This window comes from uncultured Plantibacter sp. (assembly GCF_963518075.1).
Classification (GTDB): Bacteria; Actinomycetota; Actinomycetes; order Actinomycetales; family Microbacteriaceae; genus Plantibacter; species Plantibacter flavus_A.
Genome location: NZ_CAUQHZ010000001.1, coordinates 90,271 through 116,567 on the forward strand (window position 1 = coordinate 90,271; position 26,297 = coordinate 116,567).

General features: G+C 70.0%; 30 protein-coding genes and 1 pseudogene. 14 read left to right on the forward strand and 17 right to left on the reverse strand.

Features of this window, described 5'->3' with window-relative positions:
• Nucleotides 1-132 precede the first annotated feature (132 nt).
• Both RWN05_RS00430 and RWN05_RS00435 read right to left on the reverse strand, forming a co-directional pair.
• Entirely contained in the window at nt 133-999 is an 867-nt protein-coding gene (locus RWN05_RS00430) for a hypothetical protein (protein WP_314137790.1), read from the reverse strand.
• 91 nt (nt 1,000-1,090) lie between these two features.
• Complete coding sequence (locus tag RWN05_RS00435) at nt 1,091-1,417, reverse strand: hypothetical protein (protein ID WP_071261609.1); 327 nt, start codon at nt 1,415-1,417, stop codon at nt 1,091-1,093.
• 172 nt (nt 1,418-1,589) lie between these two features.
• On the opposite strand from RWN05_RS00435, the gene RWN05_RS00440 reads away from it, so the two are divergent.
• From RWN05_RS00440 to RWN05_RS00450, 3 genes are read left to right on the forward strand one after another with little or no spacing between them, the layout of a single operon-like run.
• A complete protein-coding gene (locus RWN05_RS00440) occupies nt 1,590-2,801 on the forward strand; it encodes an anion permease (RefSeq protein WP_314137793.1) in 1,212 nt (403 codons plus the stop codon).
• An 11-nt stretch (nt 2,802-2,812) separates the two neighbouring features.
• Entirely contained in the window at nt 2,813-3,121 is a 309-nt protein-coding gene (locus RWN05_RS00445) for a hypothetical protein (RefSeq protein WP_314137794.1), read from the forward strand.
• Between the two features lie 2 nt (nt 3,122-3,123).
• Nucleotides 3,124-3,852 carry a DUF3349 domain-containing protein gene (locus tag RWN05_RS00450; RefSeq protein WP_240555658.1) on the forward strand — a complete coding sequence of 243 codons (729 nt, stop codon included), beginning with the start codon at nt 3,124-3,126 and terminating at the stop codon, nt 3,850-3,852.
• Between the two features lie 49 nt (nt 3,853-3,901).
• Here the strand turns inward: RWN05_RS00450 and RWN05_RS00455 are convergent, their stop codons facing one another.
• Nucleotides 3,902-4,504, reverse strand: a complete 603-nt coding sequence (locus RWN05_RS00455; protein WP_079001045.1) for a TetR/AcrR family transcriptional regulator — start codon at nt 4,502-4,504, stop codon at nt 3,902-3,904.
• A gap of 132 nt (nt 4,505-4,636) precedes the next feature.
• On the opposite strand from RWN05_RS00455, the gene RWN05_RS00460 reads away from it, so the two are divergent.
• Entirely contained in the window at nt 4,637-5,338 is a 702-nt protein-coding gene (locus RWN05_RS00460) for an SDR family oxidoreductase (RefSeq protein ID WP_079001043.1), read from the forward strand.
• Between the two features lie 77 nt (nt 5,339-5,415).
• Here RWN05_RS00460 and RWN05_RS00465 read toward each other — a convergent pair whose 3' ends face one another.
• From RWN05_RS00465 to RWN05_RS00475, 4 genes and pseudogenes are all read right to left on the reverse strand, one after another.
• Nucleotides 5,416-6,408, reverse strand: coding sequence for an NADP-dependent oxidoreductase (locus RWN05_RS00465; protein ID WP_079001041.1), 993 nt, complete (start codon nt 6,406-6,408; stop codon nt 5,416-5,418).
• 209 nt (nt 6,409-6,617) lie between these two features.
• Nucleotides 6,618-8,780, reverse strand: a complete 2,163-nt coding sequence (locus tag RWN05_RS00470) for a transglutaminase domain-containing protein (protein ID WP_153303360.1) — start codon at nt 8,778-8,780, stop codon at nt 6,618-6,620.
• Nucleotides 8,781-8,816: 36 nt separating this feature from the next.
• Nucleotides 8,817-8,933: pseudogene (locus RWN05_RS18095) on the reverse strand (DUF2510 domain-containing protein); the annotation flags it as partial.
• 217 nt (nt 8,934-9,150) lie between these two features.
• Nucleotides 9,151-9,777 (reverse strand): LysE family translocator, encoded by a 627-nt coding sequence (locus RWN05_RS00475; protein WP_167620429.1) that lies wholly within the window; start codon nt 9,775-9,777, stop codon nt 9,151-9,153.
• Between the two features lie 70 nt (nt 9,778-9,847).
• On the opposite strand from RWN05_RS00475, the gene RWN05_RS00480 reads away from it, so the two are divergent.
• On the forward strand, nt 9,848-10,267 hold the full coding sequence (locus tag RWN05_RS00480; RefSeq protein WP_079001035.1) for an Lrp/AsnC family transcriptional regulator: 420 nt from the start codon (nt 9,848-9,850) through the stop codon (nt 10,265-10,267).
• A 56-nt stretch (nt 10,268-10,323) separates the two neighbouring features.
• On the opposite strand, the gene RWN05_RS00485 is transcribed toward RWN05_RS00480, so the two are convergent.
• The 3 genes from RWN05_RS00485 to RWN05_RS00495 all read right to left on the reverse strand — a co-directional run bounded on the left by RWN05_RS00485 (nt 10,324) and on the right by RWN05_RS00495 (nt 11,982).
• Nucleotides 10,324-10,860 (reverse strand): MOSC domain-containing protein, encoded by a 537-nt coding sequence (locus RWN05_RS00485; RefSeq protein ID WP_314137801.1) that lies wholly within the window; start codon nt 10,858-10,860, stop codon nt 10,324-10,326.
• A gap of 54 nt (nt 10,861-10,914) precedes the next feature.
• The gene (locus RWN05_RS00490; RefSeq protein ID WP_399542865.1) at nt 10,915-11,421 is read right to left on the reverse strand and encodes a GNAT family N-acetyltransferase; all 507 of its coding nucleotides are present in this window, start codon (nt 11,419-11,421) and stop codon (nt 10,915-10,917) included.
• A gap of 105 nt (nt 11,422-11,526) precedes the next feature.
• Nucleotides 11,527-11,982, reverse strand: coding sequence for an Lrp/AsnC family transcriptional regulator (locus tag RWN05_RS00495; RefSeq protein ID WP_314137805.1), 456 nt, complete (start codon nt 11,980-11,982; stop codon nt 11,527-11,529).
• Between the two features lie 99 nt (nt 11,983-12,081).
• Here RWN05_RS00495 and RWN05_RS00500 point away from each other — a divergent pair, with 99 nt between their 5' ends.
• Together RWN05_RS00500 and RWN05_RS00505 are read left to right on the forward strand one after the other, a co-directional pair.
• Nucleotides 12,082-12,633 (forward strand): alpha/beta hydrolase, encoded by a 552-nt coding sequence (locus tag RWN05_RS00500; RefSeq protein WP_079001029.1) that lies wholly within the window; start codon nt 12,082-12,084, stop codon nt 12,631-12,633.
• A gap of 201 nt (nt 12,634-12,834) precedes the next feature.
• Nucleotides 12,835-13,722, forward strand: coding sequence for a serine hydrolase (locus RWN05_RS00505; protein WP_314137807.1), 888 nt, complete (start codon nt 12,835-12,837; stop codon nt 13,720-13,722).
• 19 nt (nt 13,723-13,741) lie between these two features.
• On the opposite strand, the gene RWN05_RS00510 is transcribed toward RWN05_RS00505, so the two are convergent.
• Nucleotides 13,742-14,086, reverse strand: a complete 345-nt coding sequence (locus tag RWN05_RS00510) for a hypothetical protein (protein ID WP_064295059.1) — start codon at nt 14,084-14,086, stop codon at nt 13,742-13,744.
• A gap of 285 nt (nt 14,087-14,371) precedes the next feature.
• On the opposite strand from RWN05_RS00510, the gene RWN05_RS00515 reads away from it, so the two are divergent.
• From RWN05_RS00515 to RWN05_RS00545, 7 genes are all read left to right on the forward strand, one after another.
• Complete coding sequence (locus tag RWN05_RS00515) at nt 14,372-15,613, forward strand: MFS transporter (RefSeq protein ID WP_314137809.1); 1,242 nt, start codon at nt 14,372-14,374, stop codon at nt 15,611-15,613.
• An 88-nt stretch (nt 15,614-15,701) separates the two neighbouring features.
• Complete coding sequence (gene ykgO / locus RWN05_RS00520; RefSeq protein WP_064295097.1) at nt 15,702-15,824, forward strand: type B 50S ribosomal protein L36; 123 nt, start codon at nt 15,702-15,704, stop codon at nt 15,822-15,824.
• A 50-nt stretch (nt 15,825-15,874) separates the two neighbouring features.
• Nucleotides 15,875-16,882 carry an iron ABC transporter permease gene (locus tag RWN05_RS00525; protein ID WP_079001024.1) on the forward strand — a complete coding sequence of 336 codons (1,008 nt, stop codon included), beginning with the start codon at nt 15,875-15,877 and terminating at the stop codon, nt 16,880-16,882.
• A 36-nt stretch (nt 16,883-16,918) separates the two neighbouring features.
• The gene (locus tag RWN05_RS00530) at nt 16,919-17,923 is read left to right on the forward strand and encodes an ABC transporter substrate-binding protein (protein WP_314137813.1); all 1,005 of its coding nucleotides are present in this window, start codon (nt 16,919-16,921) and stop codon (nt 17,921-17,923) included.
• A complete protein-coding gene (locus RWN05_RS00535) occupies nt 17,920-18,717 on the forward strand; it encodes an ABC transporter ATP-binding protein (RefSeq protein WP_314137815.1) in 798 nt (265 codons plus the stop codon). The genes RWN05_RS00530 and RWN05_RS00535 overlap by 4 nt, the downstream gene beginning before the upstream one ends.
• Nucleotides 18,714-19,523, forward strand: coding sequence for a trans-aconitate 2-methyltransferase (locus RWN05_RS00540; RefSeq protein ID WP_229939791.1), 810 nt, complete (start codon nt 18,714-18,716; stop codon nt 19,521-19,523). The genes RWN05_RS00535 and RWN05_RS00540 overlap by 4 nt, the downstream gene beginning before the upstream one ends.
• Nucleotides 19,524-19,639: 116 nt before the next feature.
• A complete protein-coding gene (locus tag RWN05_RS00545; protein ID WP_314137819.1) occupies nt 19,640-21,301 on the forward strand; it encodes a RecQ family ATP-dependent DNA helicase in 1,662 nt (553 codons plus the stop codon).
• Here the strand turns inward: RWN05_RS00545 and RWN05_RS00550 are convergent.
• Genes RWN05_RS00550 through RWN05_RS00575 form a run of 6 tightly spaced genes read right to left on the reverse strand, consistent with a single transcriptional unit; the run spans nt 21,251 to nt 26,260 of the window.
• The gene (locus RWN05_RS00550) at nt 21,251-21,760 is read right to left on the reverse strand and encodes an NUDIX domain-containing protein (RefSeq protein WP_240555657.1); all 510 of its coding nucleotides are present in this window, start codon (nt 21,758-21,760) and stop codon (nt 21,251-21,253) included. The genes RWN05_RS00545 and RWN05_RS00550 overlap by 51 nt on opposite strands.
• A 9-nt stretch (nt 21,761-21,769) precedes the next feature.
• The gene (locus RWN05_RS00555; protein ID WP_399542840.1) at nt 21,770-22,312 is read right to left on the reverse strand and encodes an ASCH domain-containing protein; all 543 of its coding nucleotides are present in this window, start codon (nt 22,310-22,312) and stop codon (nt 21,770-21,772) included.
• A gap of 45 nt (nt 22,313-22,357) precedes the next feature.
• Nucleotides 22,358-22,927 carry a hypothetical protein gene (locus tag RWN05_RS00560; RefSeq protein ID WP_314137822.1) on the reverse strand — a complete coding sequence of 190 codons (570 nt, stop codon included), beginning with the start codon at nt 22,925-22,927 and terminating at the stop codon, nt 22,358-22,360.
• A gap of 38 nt (nt 22,928-22,965) precedes the next feature.
• On the reverse strand, nt 22,966-24,126 hold the full coding sequence (locus RWN05_RS00565) for a hypothetical protein (RefSeq protein ID WP_314137823.1): 1,161 nt from the start codon (nt 24,124-24,126) through the stop codon (nt 22,966-22,968).
• A gap of 44 nt (nt 24,127-24,170) precedes the next feature.
• Nucleotides 24,171-25,067 (reverse strand): oxidoreductase, encoded by an 897-nt coding sequence (locus RWN05_RS00570; RefSeq protein ID WP_314137824.1) that lies wholly within the window; start codon nt 25,065-25,067, stop codon nt 24,171-24,173.
• Nucleotides 25,064-26,260 (reverse strand): M20/M25/M40 family metallo-hydrolase, encoded by a 1,197-nt coding sequence (locus RWN05_RS00575; protein ID WP_314137826.1) that lies wholly within the window; start codon nt 26,258-26,260, stop codon nt 25,064-25,066. Before RWN05_RS00575 ends, RWN05_RS00570 begins: the two co-directional genes overlap by 4 nt.
• Nucleotides 26,261-26,297: the final 37 nt, after the last annotated feature.

Here is a 26,297-nt window from a genome sequence, read left to right on the forward strand (position 1 = left end):
GGGCGCACTCCTTCGATGAAGAAGTGACGACTCCCACGAGCCGCGTGCGCGTTTCCGTCGGCCGGAGCACGACGGGATTTTTCCCTCTGCGTCGAGAGTAACGCATCATCGGCCGGTCGTCGCACCTGCGGATCACCGCAGATACGCGTCGACCAGCAACGGACCTCGGACGGCCCTGAGCGTGTCGACCAGCCGGTCGAGTGCTCGGCGGTTCCAGGAGGAGAGCTGGAGATCGTGAGGACCGAGCGGTTCGAGCTTCCCGGTCCGGAGACGGATGACCTCCCAGCCGGCCGAGCGCAGCGCGCGGTCCTTCCGTCGGTCGACGGCTTCACGGCGACCGACGTGCTCGAGACCGTGCCGGCCGATGCTGTCGTACTCGATGGCGATGCGCAGTTCCGGGTAGACGAGGTCGGGCCACACCTCGAGGTGCTGGAAGAACGGACGTTGCACGCGCACCGCGTTCAGTCCCTCCGTCAGCGCCAGCCGCTCATGGACGTCCGCGCGCAGCTGAGCCTCGACAGCGGACGCCGGTTTCGGCGCGCACACGGACAAGAAGGCCTCCCCCACCGGCAGGTCGGGGGTCTTCTCGCACAGCGACGCCTTCGGCCGCGCGCGACGCTCCCGGATGATCCCGGCGACCGCGGGCACGGGATCGGTCACCGACTCCCGCATCGGCAACGCGACGATCTTCGACGGATCGGCCTCGTCGGAACATTCCGGACACCACGCGCTGCGGCGACGCTCGCGTCCGGGCCGCGAGCGCTGCTCCGCCGGTATCGCGACGAAGCGGTGTCCGCGGTCGCACTGCCACTGCAGGAGGACGTCGGCAGCCGGCGGCACCTGGCTCAGGACGATTCCGGCGTTGAGATCCGCGTGGTACTGACGCCACAGCGCGGGGAACGACGCCCAGGCCTGCCGGTAGGCGCCCACCGGGTACGGCGTGTCGAGGCCCTTCGACCATTGACGGCGGGCCCACCACGCTTCCACACGTTCCGGCACGATCCCGAACCTACGACGGGCCGCCGACATCGGGCCCCGCGAAGGGCGCCCACCTCGGCGACGCCGTCGTCAGCGCTTCGCGTGGACGGTGTCACCCCACCGGGACCTGGAAGTCCTCGCTGCAGGGGACGTTGTCCTGCCCGGTTTCGAAGTGGCCCGTCGGCGCCTTGCGCTTGACGTCGTCGATGTAGTGGGTCTCGGTGCTCTGCGAGTAGCCGTCTCCACCCTGGAATTCGTAGACGGTGATGTCGACGCGGATCCGGCCGGTCTGCTCGACGTACTCGGTTCCCGCAACGGCATCGACGTGTCGGGTGAGGTCGATGTGCCGCTCTTGTGCCGCCGACTGATCGAGTACTTCGATCAGTCGGAGACCCTCGTCACCGGCGAGCTCCTCGTCGCTCAGGACCTCCGACAGCACTCGATCGGCACGGTGCTCTCCAACCGCTTCGCCTGACCCGGGCCGGACTGCACATGCGGATCCGGCCGACGATTTCCTCGTCACCCTCTGAGTCGCCACGGAACGTGAACAACGGGTGAATCCGCCCGCTCACCCGTTGTCGATCCCGCGATCGAGGAGCAAGCTCGTCGCCGTGGACCCCATCATCCTGCTCTCGCTCGTCGTGATCACGGCGCTCGCCTTCGATTTCACCAACGGATTCCACGACACGGCGAACGCGATGGCCACCTCGATCGCCACCGGTGCGCTGCCGCCGAAGGTCGCGGTCACCCTCTCGGCGGTGCTGAACCTCGTGGGCGCGTTCCTCAGCATCGAAGTCGCGCTCACCGTCACGAACGCGGTCGTGAAGATCCAGGACTCGTCGGGAGCTCCCGATCCGGCGCTGCTGGAGGGCGGCGGCTCGGCACTCCTGCTGATCGTGCTCGCCGGGCTCATCGGTGGCATCATCTGGAACCTGCTCACCTGGCTGCTCGGTCTTCCGTCGAGCTCGTCGCACGCACTCTTCGGCGGTCTCATCGGCTCGACGCTCGCGGGCCTCGGCCTGAACGGCGTGAACTGGGCCGGTGACGGCTCGAAGCTCGACGGCGTCGTCGGGAAGGTCATCCTGCCGGCCCTCATGTCGCCCCTGCTCGCCGGCGCGGTGGCTGCGATCGGCACCTGGCTCGTCTTCCGGGTCATCGGCAACCTCGCTCAGGGACGTCTCCACCGCGGCTTCCGGATCGGGCAGATCGGCAGCGCGTCGCTCGTCTCCCTCGCCCACGGCACGAACGACGCACAGAAGACGATGGGCGTCATCACCCTCGCGCTCATCGCGGCCGGCGGCTGGGACGACACCGAGTCGGTCCCACTCTGGGTGAAGCTCGCGTGTGCCCTCGCGATCTCGCTCGGCACGTACATCGGCGGGTGGCGGATCATCCGCACCGTCGGCAAGGGCATCGTGGAGTTGAACACGCCGCAGGGCATGGCCGCCGAGAGCTCCTCCGCCGCGGTCATCCTCGCCTCGAGTCACCTCGGCTTCGCGCTCAGCACCACGCACGTCGCGACCGGATCGATCCTCGGCTCCGGGGTCGGACGACCGGGGGCGCAGGTGCGCTGGCGGGTGGCGCTCCGGATGGTCGTCGCCTGGGTCATCACCCTCCCGGCTGCCGCGCTCGTGGGCGCCGTGATGTGGTGGCTCGGTCACCTCGCGGGCGGGGCGATCGGCGGGATCCTCATGGTCGCGATCCTCGCGGGTGTCGCACTCGCCATCTACCTCCGCTCACGCCGCGACAGCATCGGATCCCACAACGTGAACGACGACTGGCAGGACGCCCCCGCCCGTTCGTCGCAGAAGACCGCAGCGTAAGGACGTCGGACATGTTCATGCTCTTCCTCGAAGCCGCCGGCCAGGTGGCCGTCATCGCGCTCGTGCTCGGAGCAGGTCTTCCCGCGCTCTTCGCGCTGGGTGTCCGCTCGTTCGCGGTCGCCGGAGGTGCCGGTTCCGAAGACCGGAGCGCGCCGGCCACGCCGACGCTCCCGTCGGCGCTCCTCCGTGCCATCGGCGTGCTGTGCTTCGCCGTCGTCGTCGCCGCGGTGCTGGTCGGCCTCACGATCATCGTGGCCACCGGTCTGGGGCAGGAGGTCAGCTTCGAACACGTGATCCCGACCTTCACCCCGAAGGACTGATCGTGTCGCACGAGAACGGTGTGGACGCGACCGGCGCAGACGTGGCCGGCGTCGATGTCGCTGGCAGCGGGTCCGGCGTGGTGGCGCGCGTCGTCGGTTGGCTCCGCGCCGGATACCCGACGGGCGTGCCCGAGCACGACTACGTGCCGCTGCTCGGCATCCTCCGACGGAGTCTCACGCCTGAGGAGCTGGACCAGGTCGTCAAAGGACTGCTCATCGAGGCGGAGAACGCCGATGCGAGCGGTGAGCAGGTCGGCAACGATCGCCTGCGGGCGCGTGTCGAACAGCTCCTCCTCGGTCCGGCGCTCCCGGAGGACCTCGTCCGCGTCTCCGCCCGGCTCGCGAGCGCGGGGTGGCCGCTCGGGAGCCCGGACGACGTCCGCGCGGTGGCGACCGACCATGACGTCGGTCGGGAGGCGCGCGCGAACCTCTTCGAGGAACGCGGAGGGCTGGTCGCCCGCATCGTGCGCTGGCTTCGAGCCGGGTACCCTGCAGGATTCCCCGAGCAGGACTTCGTCCCGCTCGTGGCGCTCCTCCGTCGTCGGCTGACCGATGCCGAGGTGGCTGAGGTGGGCGCGCGCCTCGCGGCGGAGGGCGACGCGTCGCTGAGTCGGGTCGACGTCGCCACGGCGATCGCCCGGGTCACCGCGGAGTTGCCGAGTGACGAGGATGTGGAGCGTGTCCGCCGGTCGCTCGCCGAGCACGGGTGGCCGAGCGACTTCGCGGTCTGAAACCCGCCCGCGGTCCACGTTGCGGGTCATCTGCAGGACGGCTCCCGGCTCAGCTCGGAAGGATCACCCGCACCTGTGCCTCGATCTCCGCGACGATCTCGTCGATGGTGTTGCCGACGTTGATCGTCGCCGCCATGCTGACGAACATGATCGCGGACACGATGTGCGCCGTCGTCGCGGCACGCTCGGCGGTCATGAGGCCGTCTCGTCGCAGCACCGCGGCGATCGCCTCCTCGGTCTGCACGGTGAGGGCGAGCGCGGCGCGGTGATACGGCTCCTCGGGATCGCCGAAGACGATCTCCCGCAGGTAGGTGCGGCCGTTGTCGACCTGCTTCCGATTGCACTCCACGACCGGACGGATGATCGCCATGACCGCATCGAGCGGGTCGGCGGCGGCGTCAGCGTCAGCCACCCCGCGGACGAGTGCATCCGCATAGGTGGAGTTCTGCACGAGCAGCAGGAGCTCACCCTTCGTCTTCGCGTAGAGGAAGAGCGTGCCGGTGCCGATGTCGGCACGGTCGGCGATCTGCTGCGTGGTCACGTCGTCGACCCCGTGCTCGGCGAACAGCTCGCCGGCTGCTGCGGTGATGCGTTCGAGTTTGTCGAGCTTGTTGCGCTCGCGGCGACCGAGCGGCCGGGGTTCGGCGGTCATGGGTGTCCTTCGGGAATACAAGATGATTGCGCTCAGTTGTGAGCATAGTCAGTGGATCGCGACATCACGGGATGTCGCTCATTGTTCCACGGCCACATCGGAACCACTCATTCGAACAGAACGGTCAACCACATGCCCTCACTCAACGGAGCAGTCGTCCTCGTCACCGGCGCGAACGGCGGCATCGGGACCGACTTCGTCCGCGACGCCCTCGAGCGCGGCGCCGGCAAGGTCTACGCCACGGCTCGGAACCCGCGCACCTGGGACGACGAGCGTGTCGTCCCGCTCGCGCTCGACGTCACCGACCCCGCTTCGATCGCCGCCGTCGTCGCCGCGGCCCCCGACGTCACGATCCTCATCAACAACGCCGGCACGAACGCGTCGACACCCGGCATCCTGTCGCACACCGACGAGGAGATCCGGACCAACGTGGAGACCAACTTCCTCGGCCCGCTCTTCCTCGCTCGCGCGTTCGCACCGATCCTCGCCGCCAACACCGGATCCGCGATCATCGACATCCACTCCGCCCTCAGCTGGTACGCCGTCGCGGGAATCTACAGCGCGACGAAGGCCGCACTCTGGTCCGCGACCAACTCGCTGCGCCTCGAACTCGCCCCCGCAGGCGTGCACGTCGTCGGCGTGCACGTCGGCTACGTGGACACGGCCATGGCCGCCGGCGCGACCGACCCGAAGCTCGATCCCGCCGTCCTCGTGACGAAGGTGCTCGACGCGACGGAGGCCGGTGAGTACGAAGTCCTCGCGGACGACACCTCGGTGCAGCTGAAGGCCGCCCTCAGCGCCCCACTCGAGGCGGTCTATCCGCAGCTCGCCTGACCCCTCCCGAGAGTGCACAAAACGCTCCCAAACCTCGTGTTTGGGAGCGTTTTGTGCACTCTCGCTGTCATCACTGACTAGTCCGCGATGACCGCTTTGCCGCGGATGCCGCCGCCAGTGAGCGAGCCGAGGGCCTCCACCGTGTCGTCGAAGGGGAACACCCGTCCGACGACGGGACGGATCGCGCCGCTGTCGATGAGGGCGGTGATCTCGCGCAGCTGGTCACCACTCGCCTGCATGAGGAGGAACCGGTAGCTCACGCCGAGCCGCTTGGCCTGCCTGCGGATCTTGCCGCTCAGTGCGGAGATCGCGAGCCGGAGCACCGCGCTGAGACCGACGGACCGGGCGAAGTCCGGGGTGGGCGGTCCGGCGATGCCGACGGCCGTTCCACCGCGTTTGAGGATGCGGAGCGACTTCTCGAGGTTCTCGCCGCCGAGGCTGTCGAGCACGAAGTCGTATCCCCGGAGGAACTGCTCGAAATCCTCGGTGCGGTAGTCGATCACGGTGTCCGCGCCGAGTTCGCGCACGAAGTCCGCGTTGGAGGCGCTGGCCGTCGTCGCGACCTCCGCACCGAGCTGCTTGGCGAGTTGGATCGCGATCGATCCAACCCCGCCCGCACCGGCGTGGATGAGGACCTTCTGACCGGGCTGCACGTCGCCGAGCTCGACGAGGGCCTGCCAGGCGGTCAGTGCGACGAGCGGCAGCGATCCTGCCTCCACCATGCTGATCGACGCCGGCTTGAGCGCGACATCCGCCTCTGCGAGAGCGATGCGCTCGGCGAAGGTCCCGATCCGGTGATCACGAGGACGCGCGTAGACCTCGTCACCGGGCTTGAAGCTGCGGACATCCGCGCCGACGCGGATCACGGTGCCGGCGACGTCGTGGCCGAGGATGATCGGCAACCGGTGAGGGAGGATCTGCTTGAACTCGCCGAGACGGATCTTCTCGTCGAGCTGATTGAGGCCGGCGGCCTGCACCTGCACCAGGACGTCGCCGGCGCCGACGACGGGCTCGGGCACCTCGGTCTCGTGCAGTGGGGACGCGTAGCTCGAGATGGTGAACGCCCTCATGGGTGGGGCTCCTTCCGGGTCGATTTCCCGGATTGACCCGAGTTAGCTCAATTATGAGCAGACTCAGTTATTTTGTCAAGGAGCCCCCACAGCCGCCCCGACGCCCAACTCCCCCCAACCACATCACGCCCCGACTGGGCACCACAAGACCATCGGGCCGCTGGTCGAGCGGCAGCCGTCAGACCCTCGACGACGAGGATGCTCGCCGATCAGGGCGTCGCGTACGCGGGGATCGACGAGTCGATCATCCAGTACGTGTCCTCCACCCGCTGCGCGGTGTCGGTGAAGCCCGAGTCGGGGATCATGAGGTACGCCGAGGGGTCGCCGCCATCGTTCCAGGTGGTGTCGACGGCGAGCCACTGCCCGTCCACGAACACCTTGTTCCACGCGTGCGGCCCACCGGAGAGGACGTCGCCGGTCACGACGACCGTCTGCACACCCGCGGCGTTCGCGAGCGCGTTGAAGGCGTAGGAGTAGCTCGCACACACACCGAGCCCCTGCAACAGCGTCCCGGTGGCGTTCCAGGCGTACTCGTAGCCGACCGGGACCCCGTCGAACGCGTCGCCCTGCAGGGTCGCGAAGGCGGTGTCGTCGTACTCGGCGTTCGAGACGAGCCACTCGTTGAGCGCGGTGACCTTCTCCCGATCACTCAGCCCCTCGGGTGCCACTGCCGCCACGACCTCGTCGACGCGTTGCTTGAGTTGCGCCTGCAGCGCCGCCACCTCGTCGTTCGGCAGCGAATACGTCACGAGCAGGGTGTCTCCCCCGTCGCGGAGTCCGACGTAGCTGACGTTGAAGACGTAGGGGTTCTGGGCCCGCGCCTCGTACACGGCGTCGTACGGGTCGGGCGCTCCCGGAGTGTCGACGAACTCGGAGATGTCGATCGACTTCGTCTGGGCGATCAGGTGCCCGGCGAGGAACCTGGTGAACTCGGTGCTGCCGTAGACCGGGTAGTCGGTGGGCGGCACCTCGGACACCGGTTCGGCGTCGGTGTTCTCGGGCGCCACGAAGGCGTCGAACCGCGGCATGCCGGTCGGCGGGGCAGCCTCCTGCGCTGCGGCGTTGAACTGGGCGATGGCTGCGACCGGGTCGGGGGTCGACCGCTTCGTGATCGGGATCCACTCCCCCAGCTGTGTGTTGCGTCCGCGGAGCGGGACGACCCATCGATCGCCGTAGTCGAGCACGGCGCTGTCATCGAGGTACGCGACGGTCGAGCGGGTGCGCCCGTCGACCGAGACGAACGGCAGCACCTTCTGCACGTTCTCGATGCCCTCGATGTAGCCGCTGGCACCCCAGTTCTTCAGCGCCCGCGTGGAGTTCGACGCGACCTCGAGCGGGAGGAAGCCGGCGGAGCGGGTGAAGTCGTACGGCTTGTACGGGGAGAAGGAGGTTCCGTCGGTGGCGATCACGCCGAGGTCGAACCCGATCGTCTCGGCGGCGATCTCCTCCTCGCCGGCGTCCTGCTCCTCGCCGCCGGCCACGTCGTCCTCGGTCTGCGAGCGGTAGTTGTAGGCCTGCAGCCCGATGTTCTGACGACTGACGAACGGGGCCTCCTTCACCTCGAGGTTCTCGGTGTCGCCAGCGGAGGACCACTCGGTCCCGTCGACCTCGGCCACCAGTTTGAAGACGCCGTCACCCCGCTTGGTGACCTCGTGGTGCACGATCAGGTAGGTGTCGGCGCCCTCCACCGACTCCCAGGACAGCGTGACACCGCCGCTGTCGTCGGCCGCCCCGAAGGTCACCTCGGGCGCCGAGTACTCCGACTCGACGGTGAACTTGGTCACGAGCGGCTTGTCCCGCTCGGTGCCGTCCTTCTCGAGCCGGCTCACGAGGAAGTACTCGTCGTGCAGGCCCCAGCGGCCGCGGGATGCCCCGGCCTCGTCGAGGATGTCCGCCTCGGTCTTCCCGAACGTCTTCCCGAGTTCGGTTCCGGAGATCGTGACGCCGCCACCGGAGTCGGACTGGTACACCGAGTACTCGGCCTGCTTCGTCAGAGCCGCGTCGTAGAAGACCTGGAACGCCCATGGGGGCGCGTTACCGCCGCGGTCGAGGTCGTCGGCGTCCGCCCGCTTCTTGTTCTCTGCCTTGACGTCGTAGTCGACGTCGATCTCGAACTCGTGGTCGCGTTCGAGGCCCGCCTGTGGGGCCGTGAAATCGTAGAGTGCGGACTGGTCGGTGGTGATACGGCCCTCGTCGCCGCCGGTCACGGCAGGGACCACGACGAACGCCGCCACGACGGCGAGCGCGGCCGCGATCGCGACGCTCCCGGTGACGATGCCGATCGTGCGGCCCCGCCGTTTGCCGGGACGCTTCGACTGGTGTGGCTGCTGTGGCTGACGCTGAGCCTGCTGTGGGGCTGGTGGCTGCTGCACGGGTCGTGGCTGCGATGGCGGCTGCGGCTGCTGCTGCGAAACTCCGCTGTGCACCTGCGGGGTCCACTCCGAGCCGTTCCAGTACCGCTGCCCGGTCGGGTTCCACGGGTCCGCATACCAACCGGCCGGCGTACCCCCACGCGATTCCGTCACCCGACATCCCCCTTCAATCCGAACGCATCACTGCGATGACCCCATCAAAGCAACGCAACATACGATATTCGATTCACGGGAATCGGGAAGCGAATCGGCCCGCCGTCACCGCACGACCTCGAGCGGTCAGATCGTCGCGCCGACGTCCCGGAACCCCTGCGGGGACGTGCCGGCGAGGCGCTGATCGACGGACGAGCCGGCGCTCACAGGGCGAAGATCACAGCGCCTGGATGATGAGGGCGACACCGAATGCGGCGATCAGGCCGTTGCCGACGATGGCCGTCCACCTCCGAAAGGACGCGCCCGTCCTCCGCCGCAGTCCGGCTCCGAGCGCGACCAGCAGCGCTTGCCAGCCGAAGGATGCGAGCCCGACACCCACGATGAAGGCGACCGCCGTCGACCCTGGTGCCGTGAACTCGGTGAGCCCGGTCAGGATCGCCGCGAAGTACACCAGCGTGGCCGGGTTGATCGCCGTCAGGCCGAGGAAGAGCACGTACCGCTGAGGCGAGGTGCCCGAGCGCTCAGCGGATCGCTCCCCGGCTGACGGCTTCGCACGGAGGCCCTGCAGGAGGCCGTGCACTCCGAGCGCGATGACGACGACACCCCCGAGAAGCTGCGGCCAGGGAGACCAGCCGCCCACGATGGGCGCGGCGAGCGCACCGGCAGCGACGGCGACCGTGCAGTACGCCACGTCCACCGTCGCAACGGCGACGGCCGCAGGCAGTCCACGGCGCAGCCCGCGCGTGATGCCTTCCTGGAGGAGCAGCATCCCGATCGCCCCGAGCGGTGCGGCCAGGGCGAGCCCGGCGACGGAACCGGCGAGGAGGGCGACGAGAAGGTCCATGCCGACGACTCTGGTGCAGCACACCGGTCGAGACAGTGTGTTCTGGCGCTGAAACGGCATACTGTGTCGCATGGACGACCTCGACAGTGCAATCATCGATGTCCTGCGGACCGACGGGCGCATTTCGTTCAGTGAGCTCGGTCGTCAGATCGGGTTGAGCACGAATGCGACTGCGGCTCGTGTCCACCGTCTGGAGCGCAGTGGTGTCATCACCGGGTACCGCGCGATCCTCGGCTCCGACGCCCCGGTCGCCGAGGACGGGCTGGAGGCGTTCATCGACGTCCGACTCGACCCCGCGCGCAAGTCGGAGGAGTTCCTGGAGTGGACCCGTCGGATCCCCGAGATCAGAGACGCGGTGCACGTCACCGGCGCCTACGACTACCTCGTCCACATCCGCGTCGCCGGCACTGCCGCCCTCGACCGCCTCCTCCGCAGCATGAAGAACGACGGCGGCGCGACCCACACGCAGACGCGGCTGGCGCTCCGGTAGGCGGGAATCACACGCACCGTCGCACCGCGATACACCGCGATACTGCGGAGCTGCCACTACACCGGCGCGAGGGGTACCCGGGCTCCGTCCGGAAGTTCCACGGCGATCGGGTCACCGGGCTGCACGACGCCGCCGGCGAGCACGACGCCCATGACTCCCGCCTTGCGCACGGTGCGACCCTCGGCGTCCGTGCCGACGACCTGCTTGAGCAGACCTGGTTCGAAGCGGTCGATCTGGACACAGGGATTCCGAAGCCCCGTCACCTCGACGACGGCGTCCGTCCCGAGCCGGAGCACGGCACCCGCGGGGAGGTCGAGGAGGTCCAGCCCCTCGGTGGTGATGTTCTCGCCCAGCTCACCCGGGGTGAGATCGGCGTCCACCTCCACGAAGAGCTCACGGTGGATGAGGTGGACCTGTCGGAGGTTGGGCTGCGTCGGATCCCGTCTCACGCGGGATCGATGCTGCACCGTCGCACCGAAATGCGCGTCGCCTTCGACACCGAGACCAGCGATGAGCGTGATCGCGTCCCGTCGCGGCTTGGAGAAGCGGTGCTCATCGTCGCTGCTGACCGAGACGACACGGGCGTTTGTCATCACTCCAGTGTGCACGGGGCAAGCGCGGATGACCACTCGACCCACACGACACGGTCAGTCGTGCAGGATCACCTGGTACAGGTTGTGGTCCTGCCAGGTCCCGGCGATCCGCAGGTACGACGGCGCCATGCCGATGTGCTCGAACCCGGCGTTGCGGAGCACCCGTTGCGAACCGTGGTTGTGCAGCAGGGTGCTCGCCTCCACCCGATGCAGGCGGAGGTCGTCGCGCGCCACCCGGAGGATCGCCTGCACGGCGGCCGTCGCGAGGCCCTTGCCCGCGTACTCCGCATCCACCCAGTAGCCCAGACCGGCGTTCTGGAACGGGCCGCGGACGATCCCCGACAGGTTGAACCGGCCGACGATGGTCGCGCCGTCGAACAGGCCGAGCGAGTATGCGCTCCCGGCGGCACTCGACGCGAGCTTGCTGGTGAGGTCCGCCGCTTGCGCGGCCTCGGTGAAGAACTCGTCGGATCGGGCCGGCTCCCACGGGGCCAGATGGTCGCGGTTTCGCACGTATGCGGCGGCGAGTTCGCGCGCGTCGCCGAGTTCCAAGGGCCGCATGTCGATGCCGTCGGCGAGGTTGATCACGGTGAACACCCGTCAACGGTAGTCGCCGCCGGGTGCACTCGACCACCCCGATGCGACATGCGGACCGCAGAGCGAGATTCAGCGACTGGCGATGGGGTGGGCCGGGTACTCGCGCAGCACCAGGGCCGTGCTCACGGGACCGAACCGACCGATGGCGTCGATGATCTGCTCGAGGCGTTCCGGCGAGGAGGCGTGCACGTCGAGGACGAAGCAGTCCTCGCCCGTCACGCGGTAGATCCGGTGGATCTCCGAAAGCTCGTCGAACTGGGTCAGCGACGCCTGTATCTGTGCGTGGGTCGTCCGGAGTCGGACGACGGCGTGCGTCGTGAGGCCGAGCTTCTGCGGTGACACCCGAGCCCCGTAGCCGGTGATGTACCCGGCGAGCTCGAGCTTGCGGACCCGCGCCGACACCGCCGGCTGGGACAGGTGCACGAGCCGGGCGAGGTCCGTCATCGTGGTTCGCCCGTCGACCTGGAGCACGTCGAGGATCGTCTGATCCGTTCGATCGAAGGAAAGCGAAGCATCGTCCGTCATCTGCTTAGTAAACAACGGATGGTGACGCTCCAGCTGCTGAGACGGAGGGTTCGACTGGCACGCTGAGGGCAGATCGCCCGACCACGACGAAGGAATCCCATGTCGATCATCACCATGCCCGGGATCGGTGGCTCCGACGACGCCCACTGGCAGTCCCTCTGGGAGCGCGAGACACCCGCGATCCGACGGTTCGCGCCGGCCTCCTGGGACGAGCCGGATCTCGACGACTGGTCCGCCGCGCTCGACCGGGCGGTGGCAGGTGAGCCGGCGATCCTGGTGACTCACAGCCTCTCGTGCCTGCTGGCCGTCCGCTGGGCGGCGGCGAACCCTGCACGAGTCGCCGGGCTGTTCCTCGTCGCCGCACCCGATCCCGAGGGGCCGCGATTCCCGAGGGTCGCCGCCGCGTTCGCCGAAGATCTCGATGTCCGGCCATCCGCACCCGCAGTGCTCGTGACCAGTGACGACGACCCGTACTGTTCAGAGGCACGCGCAGCCGAGTTCGCCGCAATGTGGGGCGTGCCTCGGATCAGCATCGGGCGGCAGGGCCACGTGAACGCCGCCAGTGGACTCGGCGCCTGGCCGGAGGGCCGGCGACTGCTGACCGCCTTCAGCGCGGGCACTGCGAACGCCTCCCCGCCTGGAGGGGGCTGAGCGCCGGGATCGGCGGCAGGAGTGAGCTGCGCGGTGCCGCTAACCGTTGTCGCTCACGCGGACTTCTTGACCGGACCGCCGCGCTCGGGCTGCTCGGGGCGTCACTCGCCGGCCGCCTGGACGTCGGGAAGTCCGGTCGCACCCGATGAACCCTGCGATGGACGGCGTTCGCGCTGTGCGGGCGTCGGGCAGACTGGAACCGTGACCCGAGCCGAAACGACCCGAGCAGCCCTCCTCCGCGACCGCATCGTCCAGCAGGTCGCCGAGCTGGGCTTCGACGCGCACGGCCTGCACGTGCTCGCCGGTGACGACGAAGCCGGGCACCGCTGGACCGAGGACGTCCGCGAGGACATCCACTCCGCAGCGAAGGGCGTCTGTGTGCTCGCCGTCGGCATCGCCATCGACGACGGTCTCATCACGATGGACACCACGCTTGGCGCGGTGTTCCCGGAAGTCGACTTCGGCGAGGGTACTGCCGACGTCACCCTCCGCCACCTCCTGAACATGACGAGCGGCGTCGACCTCCCCTGGTCACCGACCCTGCTGTCCGACTGGCCGGACCTCGCCCTCGAGTTCCTGAGCAGGCCGTCCCGCGGTCGTGTGTTCCAATACTCGAACGCCAGCACCTACACGGCGATGCGCGCGCTCGAGACCCGGGTCGGCGACGTCGGCGACTACATCGAGCAACGGCTCCTCGCACCGCTCGGCATCCACGACGCGCCCTTGGAGCGGTGTCCCCGCGGATTCATCGCGGCCGGCGGAGGGCTGCACCTCCGCACCACGGAACTCGCGCGCATCGGCCGCCTCATCCGCGACCGCGGCCGGTGGGGAGGCGAACGACTCCTGTCGGCGGAGTGGATCGACGCCATGCACACCGAGTGGGTGCCCTCCGGCACCGGCGATGGCTACGAGCGGTATGCGCTCGCCGGGTGGGATGGTCCTGGCGCGGCCTGGCGACTCCACGGGGCCTACGGGCAGCTCGTCATCTTCGCCGGCGACGCCGTGGTCACCATCACGGCCGCGGACCACGAGGGGGCCGACCACATCGCGACCTCCGTGTCCTCGCTCCTCACCGACACCGCGGGCTGAGCCCGGCTGCGGGCGCGGGTCAGCTTCCTGCGCGGAGCACTCCCGCCGCCGCTTCGACGGTCGAGACGAACGTGGCGCCGACGCTCCGGTGCCCGGACCGGATCTCCTGTTGAGGAGCATCGGAGACCACGACCACGTCGATGTCGAGGATGCGACAGACACGCGCTTTGTACGCGATGTCGACCCGGTCCCCGACTCGCGGGCACAACACGACCGCACTCGGAGGGAACCGGTCGTCCGTGAGCATCTCACCCCAGGACGACGCCGCGATCGTCACCTGCAGATCAGGTGCGTGGGAGCCGAGCCACGACACGGCAGACGCACGGGCGCGGTCGTCACTGTCCAGTACGCCGACCGTTCGCATCGATACCTCGTCACTCCTCACCGCATCCGGATTCACACCCCGATGGTGTCGGCGGCATCCGTAAGATACCAGCGCTGGGACCGCCCGCGGAGCACGGAACCCGAACTCCACCGCACGACCCACCCACATCTCACGCGGACCGTCCACCGCGGGCGACTCGCGACGCTTGCACCCCGCAGGCCTGGCGGGCACGATGGACGGGTACCGCGGTGTCGTGGTGATCGTCGAAGCCCAGGCCGACTTGTCTGCCGATCGATCCCCCGCTCCGCCTCGGAGGCATCGTCCATGACGACTGCTCGCTCATTCCCGCCCTCCATCCTCGGCCACTTCCGCTCAGCCGCCCGCCGGTATCGCGGCGTCCTCGGCCACCCCGGCGCGCCCCGGTTCTTCCTCGCTGCAGCCCTCGCCCGGCTCGGCGTCGCCATGACCGGACTCGGGCTGCTGTTCTCGATCCAGCACGCCACGGGGTCGTTCGCGGCCGCAGGGGCGGCGACGGGGGCGTTCGCGCTCGCCGAGGCGGTGGTCGGCCCGCAGATCGCCCGACTCACCGACCGGTGGGGACAGACGGCGACCGTGCCGGTGGCCGTGCTCGTGCACGTCAGTGCAGTCGTCGTCGCGATCGCCACTGCAGGACGTGCGCCGTTCGGCATCACCCTGGCGATCGTCGTCGTCGCGGGTGTCGCGATCCCGCAGCCCGGTGCCCTGTCGGCGGCGCGCTGGTCGCGGCTCCTCCCGGAGCCCGATGCGCTGCGGACCGCCTTCGCCCTCGAGGCGAACGTGAACGACGCGGTGTTCCTGTCGGGACCGATCCTCGTGACGCTCATAGGTACCTCGCTCGCGCCGTGGGCGGGATCCGCGGCTGCGGGGATCCTCGTGGCCACCGGCTGTGTCGCACTCTCACTGCAACGCTCCACCGCCCCGAAACCGCGACGTCGACCGGAGCGTGGGGCGGACATCCACCGCTCCACCCTCCTCGCCCCACCGTTCCTCGCGGCGCTCGGGGTGAACCTCGGGCTGGGGTGCTTCTTCGGTGCGGTACCACTCCTCGTCACGGCGGCGGCGACGGCGGAGGGACGACAACCGTTCATCGGACTCGTCCTCGCGCTCTCCAGTGCCGCGAGCATCGTCGCCGGCGCGCTGTACGGTGCGCTGCGATCGACACCGCAGCCCCGGACCGTGCAGCTGATCGCGTCCGTCGTCCTCACGCTCGCCGTCGTCGTCGGTGCCGTCTGGCCCGCCTTGCCTGGCCTGGCGATCATGCTCCTCGTCGGCGGGACCGCGATCGCACCGCTCCTCGCCTCGTCCTCACAGATCGTGCAGGCGACGGTCGTCCCCCAGGAACTGACGCAGGGGTTCACCTGGATCAACTCGGCTTCCGCCGCGGGTATCGCGGCGAGCGCCGCGCTCACCGGTCGGCTCGTCGCACAGGGAGGCGCCGAGGCCGCGATGCCGCCGCTCATGATGCTCGTGCTGATCGCGGTCATGGCTGCAGCGTCGGCGTTCCGGACACGCACGCCCGTCGACTGAACGGCACTCCGAGCGGCGGTCGATGTGACATCGGCGAGATCCACCCACTATGGTATTGATAACCATTATCAATATGGAGGGTGCGGTCATGAAGGTCAGGAACTCGTTGAAGTCGCTGAAGAAGATGCCAGGAGCGCAAGTGGTCCGCCGACGCGGTCGCGTCTTCGTCATCAACAAGCTCAACCCGCGCTTCAAGGCGCGTCAGGGTTGAACGAGGTCGTCGTCGCGTCGATCCGGCGTGGCCGCCGGCATGACGCGGCGATGACCGTCAGTCTTGCCATGCTCGCCGTGGCGACGATCCTCATCGCCGTGGCGATCGGCCCCGTCCCCATCGAACCGCCGACGGTGGTGGCTGTCCTCGCCCGGCACCTCTTCGGAAGCGCACCCGGCCCCTGGCCGGACTCGGTCGATCAGATCGTCTGGATCACGAGAGCGCCGCGGGTGGCGATGGGACTCGTCGCCGGCGCCGTGCTCGCCGTCGCGGGAGTCATGCTGCAGGCCCTCGTCCGCAATGCGCTCGCAGACCCCTACCTGCTCGGACTCAACTCGGGCGCTTCGACGGGTGTGGCCCTCGTCGTGCTCGTCATCGGCGGTGGCGGCGCGCTCCTCGTCGCCGGCGCCGCATTGGCCGGGGCCATCGGTGCGGTGCTGCTGGTCGTCCTGCTCGCCGGGATGGCGAATCGACGCGGGCCCCTGCGCTTGGTCCTCGCCGGGCTCGCCGTCGGGTACGCGCTGAACGCCACCACGAGCTTCCTCGTCTTCTCCAGCGACGCACCGGAAGCGGCACGCTCCGTGCTGTTCTGGCTCCTGGGGTCGCTGGCGTCGGTGCAACCGGCCGCCCTCCTCGCCGCGGCGATCTCCGCGGTGATCGGCCTGAGCGCCCTCATCGTCCTCGCGCCCTGGACCGACGCCCTGGCATCAGGCGACGACTCGGCCAGATCGGTCGGACTCGACCCCGAGCGAGCGCGGATCGGACTGATGGTGGGCGTCTCGGCGATGGTCGGCGTGACGGTGGCGGCCGTCGGGGGCGTCGGCTTCATCGGGCTCGTGATCCCCCACCTCGCGCGCCGGCTCGTCGGCGGACGCCACCGGGCCGTGCTCCCCGTCGCCGCCCTGCTCGGCGGCATCGTCCTCGTCATCGCCGACACCATCGCAAGGACGGCGTTCGCTCCGCAGGAGATCCCGGTCGGTGTGATCACCGGGATCCTCGGCGCGCCATTCCTCCTCGCGCTCCTCCGCCAGGGCCACGGTGCCCGGTCCGAGACATGAGCCCCTCCCCTCCCCCATCAGAACGGAAGACACCCGATGACCACACCCCGACTCCGGCGAGCGCTCCTCGCCGCGACCGTCCCCGTGCTCGCGCTCGGCATCCTGAGCGCCTGCTCGGCCACCACCGCAGCTGAGCCCTCTGGCGCTCCGAGCGACGCCGGCTTCCCGGTCACCATCGACAACTGCGGTTCGACGATCACCCTGGACGCGCCGGCCCGACGCATCGTGCTCGTGAACGACGACGAACTGCCCAACCTGGAGGCGCTCGGAGCCGTCGACCGGATCGTCGCCATCACCGCGACCCCACAACCGGGCCTGTACGCGGACGCCACGTACGACGCACTCGACGCCCTGTCGCCGCTCACCACCGAGCAGAACGCGACGGGTGGTTCGGTCGTCTCCCAGGAGAGCATCCTCGGTGCGTCGCCGGATCTGGTCATCGCCCCCGAGAACGCCGTCGACCGTGACGCGTTGGCGGCGAGCGGGATCCCCGTCTACTCCCCCACCGCCTACTGTTCGAACCCCGACCCGGCGCTCAGCAGGACGGCGACCTTCGACCGGGTCTGGGACGAGGTCCGGTCCCTGGGCGGCCTGCTCGGAGCGGGCGAACAGGCCGAGCAGGCCATCGCCGCGGCGAAGGCGACCGTGCAGTCACCTGCTCCCGACGCGGGGACCGCCGCTGCCCTCTACGTCTCGTCCGGCGGCGCCGTGCTGTCGCCGTACGGCGGGCCGAGCATGGTCACCCCGGTCTTCGCGGCCGCGGGCCTCACCAACGTGTACGCGGACTCCGATCAGCGGGTCTTCGACGCCAGCGTGGAGGACATCATCTCCCGCGATCCCGGCACGATCGTGCTGCTGTACTCGAGCGGCGACCCGCAGAGTACGATCGACGCCTTCCTGAGCACGCCGGGTGCCTCCGGGCTGAGCGCCGTCCGTGACGACCGGGTCACAGCGCTCCGCTTCCCGTACACGGATCCGCCGAGCCTGCTCTCGATCAAGGGCCCTCACGAGCTCGCTCGGCTCCTGGACGATCTCGGATGATCGAAGCCGCGGCGGTGACCGTCCGCTCCGGTGGCCGCAAGCTGCTCGACGCCGTCTCCTTCACCGCACCGACCGGCAGCGTGACCGGGATCGTCGGGCCGAACGGCGGCGGGAAGACGACGCTGCTGCGCGCGATCGTGCGAGCCGTTCCGATCGAGCGTGGTCGGATCGCCGTCGACGGGCAGGACGTCGGCACGCGGCGCCGACGGTGGATCGCCCGCAGGGTCGCCGAGGTCGGCCAGCGAGTCGACCCGGACCCGGGGCTGCGCGTCGTCGACGAGGTGTCGTTGGGCGGTCTCGCAGAACACGGCGTACTCCGCGTCGGTGGCACCACCCACGATCAGGAGGTCGCCGCCGCGATCGACGCGGTCGGGCTGACCCACCGGGCGTTCGACCGCCTGGCCACCCTGTCCGGAGGAGAGCTCCAGCGGGTCGCCCTCGCCCGAGCCCTCGCGCAGCGTGCGCCGCACGTCCTGCTCGACGAACCCACGAACCATCTCGACCTCAGACATCGGCTCGAGGTCGTCGCGCTCCTGCGCACGATCGCACCCACCGTCGTGGTCGTGTTGCACGATCTCGACCTCGCGGCTCAGGCCTGCGACCACCTCGTCCTCCTCCACCACGGCCGCGTCGCCGGTGCAGGCCCACCGCGGGACGTCCTGCATCCCGGCCTGATCGACCGGGTCTACGACGTGAGCACCCACCGGCACGAGGACGCGGCCGGCCGGGTGCGCTTCGAATTCTCACTGCCACCGGAACGACACCTCCACCCCGACACCAAGGAGTCCCCATGACCGAATCCATCTCCACCGACGACGCGACGACGCTCGCGACCGCTCGGAGCCTCGCATCGCGCTGGGATGCGCAGCAGACCGGCTACATCAGGCATCGAGCAGAGCGGTTCGACACCATCGCGCGGGTCGTCGCGGCGATCTGCGCGGACTCGCCCGCGCCCCGCATCCTCGATCTCGCGGGCGGGACGGGCTCTCTCGCCGAGCACGTCCTCGCAGCCGTCCCGAATGGTCGGGCGGTCGTCGCGGACAAGGACCCCGCGCTCCTCGCCATCGCCGCCGACCTCTCGGCAGCAGACCCGCGGCTCTCGATCGCGGAGGTCGACCTCGCCGACGCCGGCTGGGCCGCGCATCCGCTCATCGCGGACGGCCGGTTCGACGCCGTGGTCTCCTCGACGGCACTGCACTGGCTCCGACCCGCCGACCTCGTCGACGTCTACCGCGCACTGCCCGCCCTCATCCGGCCGGGCGGCATCGTCGTGAACGGCGATCACCTCTCGTACAGCGGACACCACGAGTCGACGCTGGCCGACATCGCCCGCACCGACGACGAGGCGATGCAGCAGGAGACCTTCTCCGGCGACACCGACACGTGGGACGGCTGGTGGGACGCGGTCGCGGCCACGCCGCGCTACGCCGACGCGCTCCGCCGTCGTGACGAGGTCTGGGGTGCATCGCTCCACGAGGCGCCGCCGAAGGTCACCCTCGGCTTCCACCTCGAGACACTCCGCAGCGCGGGGTTCGCCGAGACCGGGACCGTCTGGCAGTACCTCGACGACTACGTGCTCTACGGCGTCATGGCGAGCTGACCGCCTGAGGACCCCGGAGACCGACCTCCGTCCTGCTCGACGGTGCGGCGTTGCAGAGCCGGCGGCCACCGTCAAGCGGGCTCGACAGGTCGGTGCGCGGAGGTACCGTCGCAGGCATGGGTTCCTCTCGTACGTCCGCCGGTTCCGTCGATCGCATCGCTCGCGATGACTTCGGATGGGAGACGTTCCTGCCGGGACAGCGGGAGGCGATCCAGTCGGCCGTCGCGGGGCGCGACACGCTCCTCGTCCTCGCCACGGGCGGCGGGAAGTCGGCGGTCTACCAGGTCGCCGGCGCCCAGCGCGGTGGCGTGACCCTCGTCATCTCACCGCTGGTCGCGCTGCAGGCCGATCAACTCGCCTCGATCGAGGCGGCGCCTGCCGCCCCTCCGGCCGTCGCACTCAACGGCTCGCTCGGGCCGCATGCGATCGCGGAGGCCTGGGAGCGCATCGACGAGCGCGGGCCCGTCTACGTGCTGCTGGCTCCGGAACAGCTCGCGAACGAGGAGACCGTCGCCCGGCTCGGCGCGGCCGGTGTCTCACTCATGGTCGTTGACGAGGCGCACTGCGTCTCCTCATGGGGAACCGACTTCCGACCCGACTACCTGCGCCTCGCAGACGTCCGCCGCGAACTCGGCGATCCGCCGGTGCTCGCCATGACGGCCACCGCATCCGGCCCCGTCCGCGCCGAGATCATCGAACGCCTGCGCATGCACGATCCGGACGTCCAGGTGCACGGCGTCGACCGCCCGGAGATCCGCCTCGTCGTGCACCGGCACGAGAGCGAAGCGGAGAAGCGAGCCGCGGTCGTCGACGAGGCCCGCGCCTGGACGGCGCCCGGACTGGTCTATGTGGCGACGCGCCGCGACACCGAGCGATACGCCGAGGAGATCGCGGCCGAAGGACGCCGGGTGGCCGCGTACCACGCCGGCCTGAAGACCTCGGAACGTCGCGCCGTCCACGATCGCTGGCGAGCCGGCGAGCTCGACGTCGTCGTCGCGACCTCGGCGTTCGGGATGGGGATCGACCGCGCCGACGTGCGCTTCGTCCTCCACGCCACGACGACCGAGTCACTCGACGCCTACTACCAGGAGGTGGGACGGGCCGGACGGGATGGTGAACCTGCCACCACCGCGCTCCACTACCGCGCGGAGGATCTCGGTCTCCGTCGTTTCTTCACCAAGCGTTCGGTGTCGGAATCCGCACTGCGCGCCGTCTGGCGGGCCGTCCGCGCTGCTCCGGGTTCGAGCGTCGGCGATCTGGCCGAGCAGCTCGATCGGCCGCGCCGCACGGTCGCCCGCCTCGTCAACGACCTCGCGGACGCCGGCCTCGTCGACACCGCCGACGGCGTCCGGGCGATCGACGAGATCGGTCCGAAGCGCGCGATCGGCACTGTGCGCCAGACGCTCGAGTCACGCGAGCGGATCGCTGAATCGCGGCTCGCCATGATGCGTGCCTACGCCGAGACGTCGCACTGCCGCCGGCGGGTGCTGCTCGAGTATTTCGGTGTCGAGGCAGCGGAATGGTGCGGGAACTGCGACGGCTGCGAACGGCATGAGGCACACCAGGAGGAGGAGCGCGCCGGGTCAGGAGATGCCGTCGGTGGTTCGCCGCTGCATGTCGACCAGGCGGTGCACCACGAGGAGTTCGGTCCCGGCACCGTGATGGGTGTCGAGCCGGATCGCGTCACCATCTTCTTCGACGCCGAGGGCTACAAGGTCGTGGCGCTCTCAGCGCTCGAGACCGGCGTCCTCACCACCCGCGAGCTCGCCTCGGCCTGAGCGCGGCAGATCCACGCTTGCGTCGTCGATGACGCGATCGATCCAGTCGCGCCGCGGCAGCGTCGGGATCTCGTCCCGCGCGAACCAGCCGAGTTCGAGGAGCTCCTCAGGATCCGCGGTCGCCTCACTGAGGAGCTCGCAGTCGTAGGCGGTGGTGACGTACCCGACGTGGTCGCCGTTCGGGTAGCGCACCATCATCGGTTCACCGCCGTACACCCCGACGATCCCGCGGATGCGGACCCGGGCGCCGGTCTCTTCGAGGACCTCGCGGAGCAGGGCGTCGGCGGGCTCCTCACCCGGCTCGACGCCGCCGCCGATCAGACTCCAGAGGCCGGAGTGGTGATGGCGACCGAGGAGGAACCGGTCCCCGTCGCGGATCACCGCGGTGACCCCGGGGAGCATGAGGAACCCGGTCCCGATGTGGGAGCGGATCGAGGCGACGTAGTCGGACATCGGCATGCGGGGAGTCTACGGAACCGGCCTGACCGGAACGTGTCCGTCGGCCTGCTCCGGCGGCCACACCACGGCGAAGTGTTCGAAGACGATCTCTTCGGACTCAGACCACACCGCACCCCGGGCCGCAGTGGTCCGCTCCCAGTAGCGTCGATGTTCGCGCTGCCAGCTCTCGAGCGTGCGGTCGTCCTCGCCTTCGGCGAACGCGAAGGCGGCGTCGGCACTCCCGAACGGACCGATGCGCAGTGCGACGCTCCGGATGATGATCCGCGGAGCACCAGTGCTGTCGCACGCGATCCAGTGCGATCCGATCCGCGGAAGCGGGTCCCCGCGATGCGCGAACTCGGAGACGAGTTCGGCGGTGGCCCGCTTCCGTCCACTCAGGACGATGTCGAGGAGCTCATCGGCCAGCCGGGCCGTGTCACCGAAGTGCTCGACCGTGTAGTCGGCGTCGTCCAGTCCCGCGCCGCCGCGATGCTCGGCGTACGCCTGCCACATCGTCCTCGCGGCAGCGACGTCGGGGGCGGCGACCGGGCTGGCGGCGTGTGCGGAGTCCATACATCCGATCGTGCCAGACCATCCGACAGACCCGTCGACCACGGCTCAGCGCAGACGGCCTCCGGTGAACGCGTTCGTCGCGGCGAGGACGGTGTCGACGGGTGTGTCGATCGCCACCTCGCCGACCTGGAACCCGAGCTTGCCGAGCGCGGCGAAGGACCGTGGCGGGAGGGTCGTCGAGACGCCCGGAGACTGCGCGGTCAGGCCGGGCACGAGGTGGAAGGTCAGGATCCGCCACTTGCCGCGTGAGCGGACCGAGATGCGCTCGATCGCGCCCCACGGGAGGAAGACCTCGCCCTGCGGGATGCTGCCGCGGAGGCCGTTCGTGTCGAGCGTCAGCACGGTACGAGCCACCGACTGTGCTCCGCGGACCGTCGCGAACTGCACCACGGCGAACAGCATGAGCCAGGAGATGACACTGAAGGACAGCCCGGCCAGCATGCCGAGGGCGAACCCTCCGGTGGTCGTGGTCAGCACGGCGAGCAGCATCCCGAGCACCGGGACCAGCGCCGCTCCGATCAGCGTGAGCACGAACGCCGGGCGGGTCGCCCGCTCCGTCCGTACCGGGGCGGATCCGACGGCTAGTGGCGGGAATGACGGTGACGCAGCGTTCATGACGACAGTATGCCGTTCGCTCGGAGTGTCCCGGGGCTTCACCGCGCGGTGAGGCCCGAACCGTCCGCGTCAGCGACGAACGAGGTCGTGCCGTAGTCGTCGCCGACACTGAACATGATCTCCGGCGGCCCGGCCGGGCGACCGAAGGCGGGACTGTGGACGTCGTCGTCGGTCGCGCGGACCACGTAGGCGAGGGTGTCGCCGACGGGCCGGTCGACCTGCTCGGCACCGTCATGCATCAGCGTCCAGACGCGGTCGAGCGCGACATCCGTCCAGGAGAACTGCTCGGCCGTCGACTCGGGCTGCGAGGTCGCCGCGCCGTCGTTGGTGACGGCTCCGTCCCGGTAGGTCCAGCGGTCGGTCTTCGTGTCACCAGCGGACAGTGGGGCCTCGACGATGATGAAGTCGGCCGCCACCGTGATGGAGGCCACGCGGTCGTGACCGATCGCCTCCTCGAGCGCCCGCTGAGCGTCGGCGAGCGCCTCCGGTCGGCGCAGATCCGGTCGGAGCCGGCCATCCTGCATGGCGGCGAACGACTGCCCGACCGCCTGGTGGAACGGCGCGACGACGACCGTCGCCGCCGCGATCGCCACGACCGCGAAGAGGGCGAACCGTGCGGGCCGGCCCGCGCGGCCGACGCCGAGCAACGGCCCCCGTCGGACGCCGTCGACGATGCGGCGGTGCGGCTCGACCGGGATGAACGGGACGGACCCACGCCCAGGCACGCGCAGACGCGCCCGTTCCGCCGGTGAGAGCTCACCTTCGTCTATGAATGCGACCTCCGGTCCACCGTCGAGCAGGATGGCGACATCACGCTCTGTGCCGGGCTGGAACATCGGGATGGCGGTCAGCGGGACGACGGTGCGCATGGTGCTCGCGAAGGCCGATCCCTGCAGTGGCTGGACGGTCAGGTCGAGCTCGCAGAGGGGCTGGTCGTTGATCTGCGTGCCGGTCTGACGGAGCGCGTCGATGCGTGCGACCCCGAGCCGGCGGGCGTCTTTGGCCTGCTGCACGGCCTCCGGAGAAGCCCCGATGGCGTTCCCCACCGACCGGGCGATGAGCGTGAGCACGGTGGAGATGATGAAGACGGGGAGTGCGATGCCGGCCACCGTGTACCCGACGGTGGATGGACCGACGGCGATCACGATCACCCCGCCGACGAGAGCACCGAGAGCCGCGAAGGCGATCAGACGAAGCATGCCTTCGAGCCTATCGGCAGGCTCGATCCCGATGCTGTCGTGGCTCAGCCCGGCCCATCGCTCGCCGCGGCGAGCAACGGCACGACGATGTCGCTGATCGGCGTGGGGATGCCGTGCGCGCTCCCCCGCCGCTGGATCACCGCGTTGCGGACGTCCCATTCGAGCGGTCGCCCCTGTTCGCGGTCGGCGAGGATCGACGTCCCACGGTCGACCGGAGCGGCACGGAACTGGTCGAGGAGCCGCCGAGGTTCGTCGTCGGTCAACCGCGCACCCTCCGCGCGCGCAACGGCGGCGCTTTCCTCGAGGTAGCCGAGCATCAAGCGGCCGATGTCGTCGCGCCGGTACATGCCCGATCGGCGTCCGGTCAGCGCCATGAGTCCGGCGGCCGCGTTCTGCAGCAGCTTCCGCCAGGCGAGGGTCGTGAAGTCGGTCGAGACCTCGACGGCGCAGCGGGAGCCTCGCAACGCGTCCTCGACGACGAGGGCACCGGGTGCCTCCGGCAGGGACAGGCGCGGCGGGCTCAACAGGGTGACCGGACCGCCGGGCTCACGGGTGGCCGGGAACCACACGACCGCGGGGACGACCGTTCCCTCCCGGACGAGTGGCTCCACCATCTCGCGTTGCTCGACGCCGTTCTGCAGGACGCACACGACCGTGTCCGGGCCGCACAGCGCGGCGAGCCAGTCGGCAGCGGCAGCCGTCTGGGTGGCCTTGACCGCCAGGAAGACGAGGGCCGCGGTACCCGGGGACTCCGCCGGGTCGGTGTGGACCGGGCCGGGGACCGTCACCGTCTCATCGTCGACCTGGAGCTGGAGTTCCGCCCGCTTCGACCGCCCCGCGATGAACGGCGTCCGTCCCTGTTCGTGGAGCGCTGCGGCGACCACGGTTCCGATCGCGCCCGGCCCGATCACCGCGATGCGGTCGGGTCCCGCGGGCGTCACGCCGCGCCCGATCCGGACAGGGCGTCGCGGGTCGCGGCCATGACCGCTTCCGGGAACCGCCGGAGCTGGTCGAGGTCGACCCATTCCTCCGCGGCGTGCAGTCCGCCGCCGGCGGGGCCGCACACGACGGTCGGGATCCCCGCCGCCTGCCAGAGCGCCGATTCCATCCAATACGGCGCTCCGACCGCCGCCGGTAGGGCCTCGGCGCCCCGAGAGAGCTCGGCGGCGAGGACGTCGGCGTACCGCGCGGCCGCCCCGTGCTCGTCGGCCTCCCAGGCCTCGCGCTGATGGGTCAGCCGGGCGCCCGTGCGGAGGCCGGGCATCCGGGCTGCGACCGCTTCGAGCATCGCCTGGACCTCGACCAGCGCGTCCTCAGCGCGTTCACCCGGCAGGGTGCGTCGTTCGATGACGAGGGTGGCGCCGGCTGCGATCGTGAACGGGGCGCTCCCTGCCCTGGCGACCGTCGTGGTGAACGAACCGTGGTCGAGCAACGGGTGCGCCGGTCGCCGATGAATCTCGTCGTCGGCCCGCTCCACCTCCTGCAGCAGCGCGCTGACAGCGCGGATCGCATCGACGGCCAGACCAGGCTGTGACGAGTGCGCGGCCGTCCCCTGCAGCGTGACCTCGACGACCGCGTACCCCCGATGCGCCGACACCCGGTCCAACCAGGTGGGCTCGGCGATGAGGCACACGTCCGCCGTCACACCACGATCGGCGAGGTGTCGGAGGACGGCAGCGGCCCCCACGCTCGCGTCCTCCTCGTCGGCGACGCCCGTGAAGACGACCGCGCCGGGGTGGTCGGTCGCGGCGAGTCGTTCTGCGGCGACGATCAGCCCGGCCAGGCCGGCCTTCATGTCGCTGGCACCGCGCCCGAAGAGCCGGCCGTCCGCGATCCGCGGGGTGAAGGGGTCGACCATCCCCTCGACCCCGACGGTGTCGAGATGGCCGTTGAACACGACCGTCGGCCCCGGCTGCGATCCCGCGTGCACGGCCACGACGCTGACGCGCTGCGGGTCCTCCGGCGCGGGAACGAGGTCGACCACGAAGCCGGCGCCCTCGAGTCGCTGCGCGATCACCGCCGCGATCCGCCCTTCTCCGGGAGCCCCTGGGACGAGGCTCGGACTGACGGAGTCGATCGAGATGAGCAGGCGGGCGAGCTCGAGCGCGTCGTCGCCGGGGCTGAGGTCGGACATGCCACGACGATAGCGGGATGCCCGGCCCGCGCGTGAG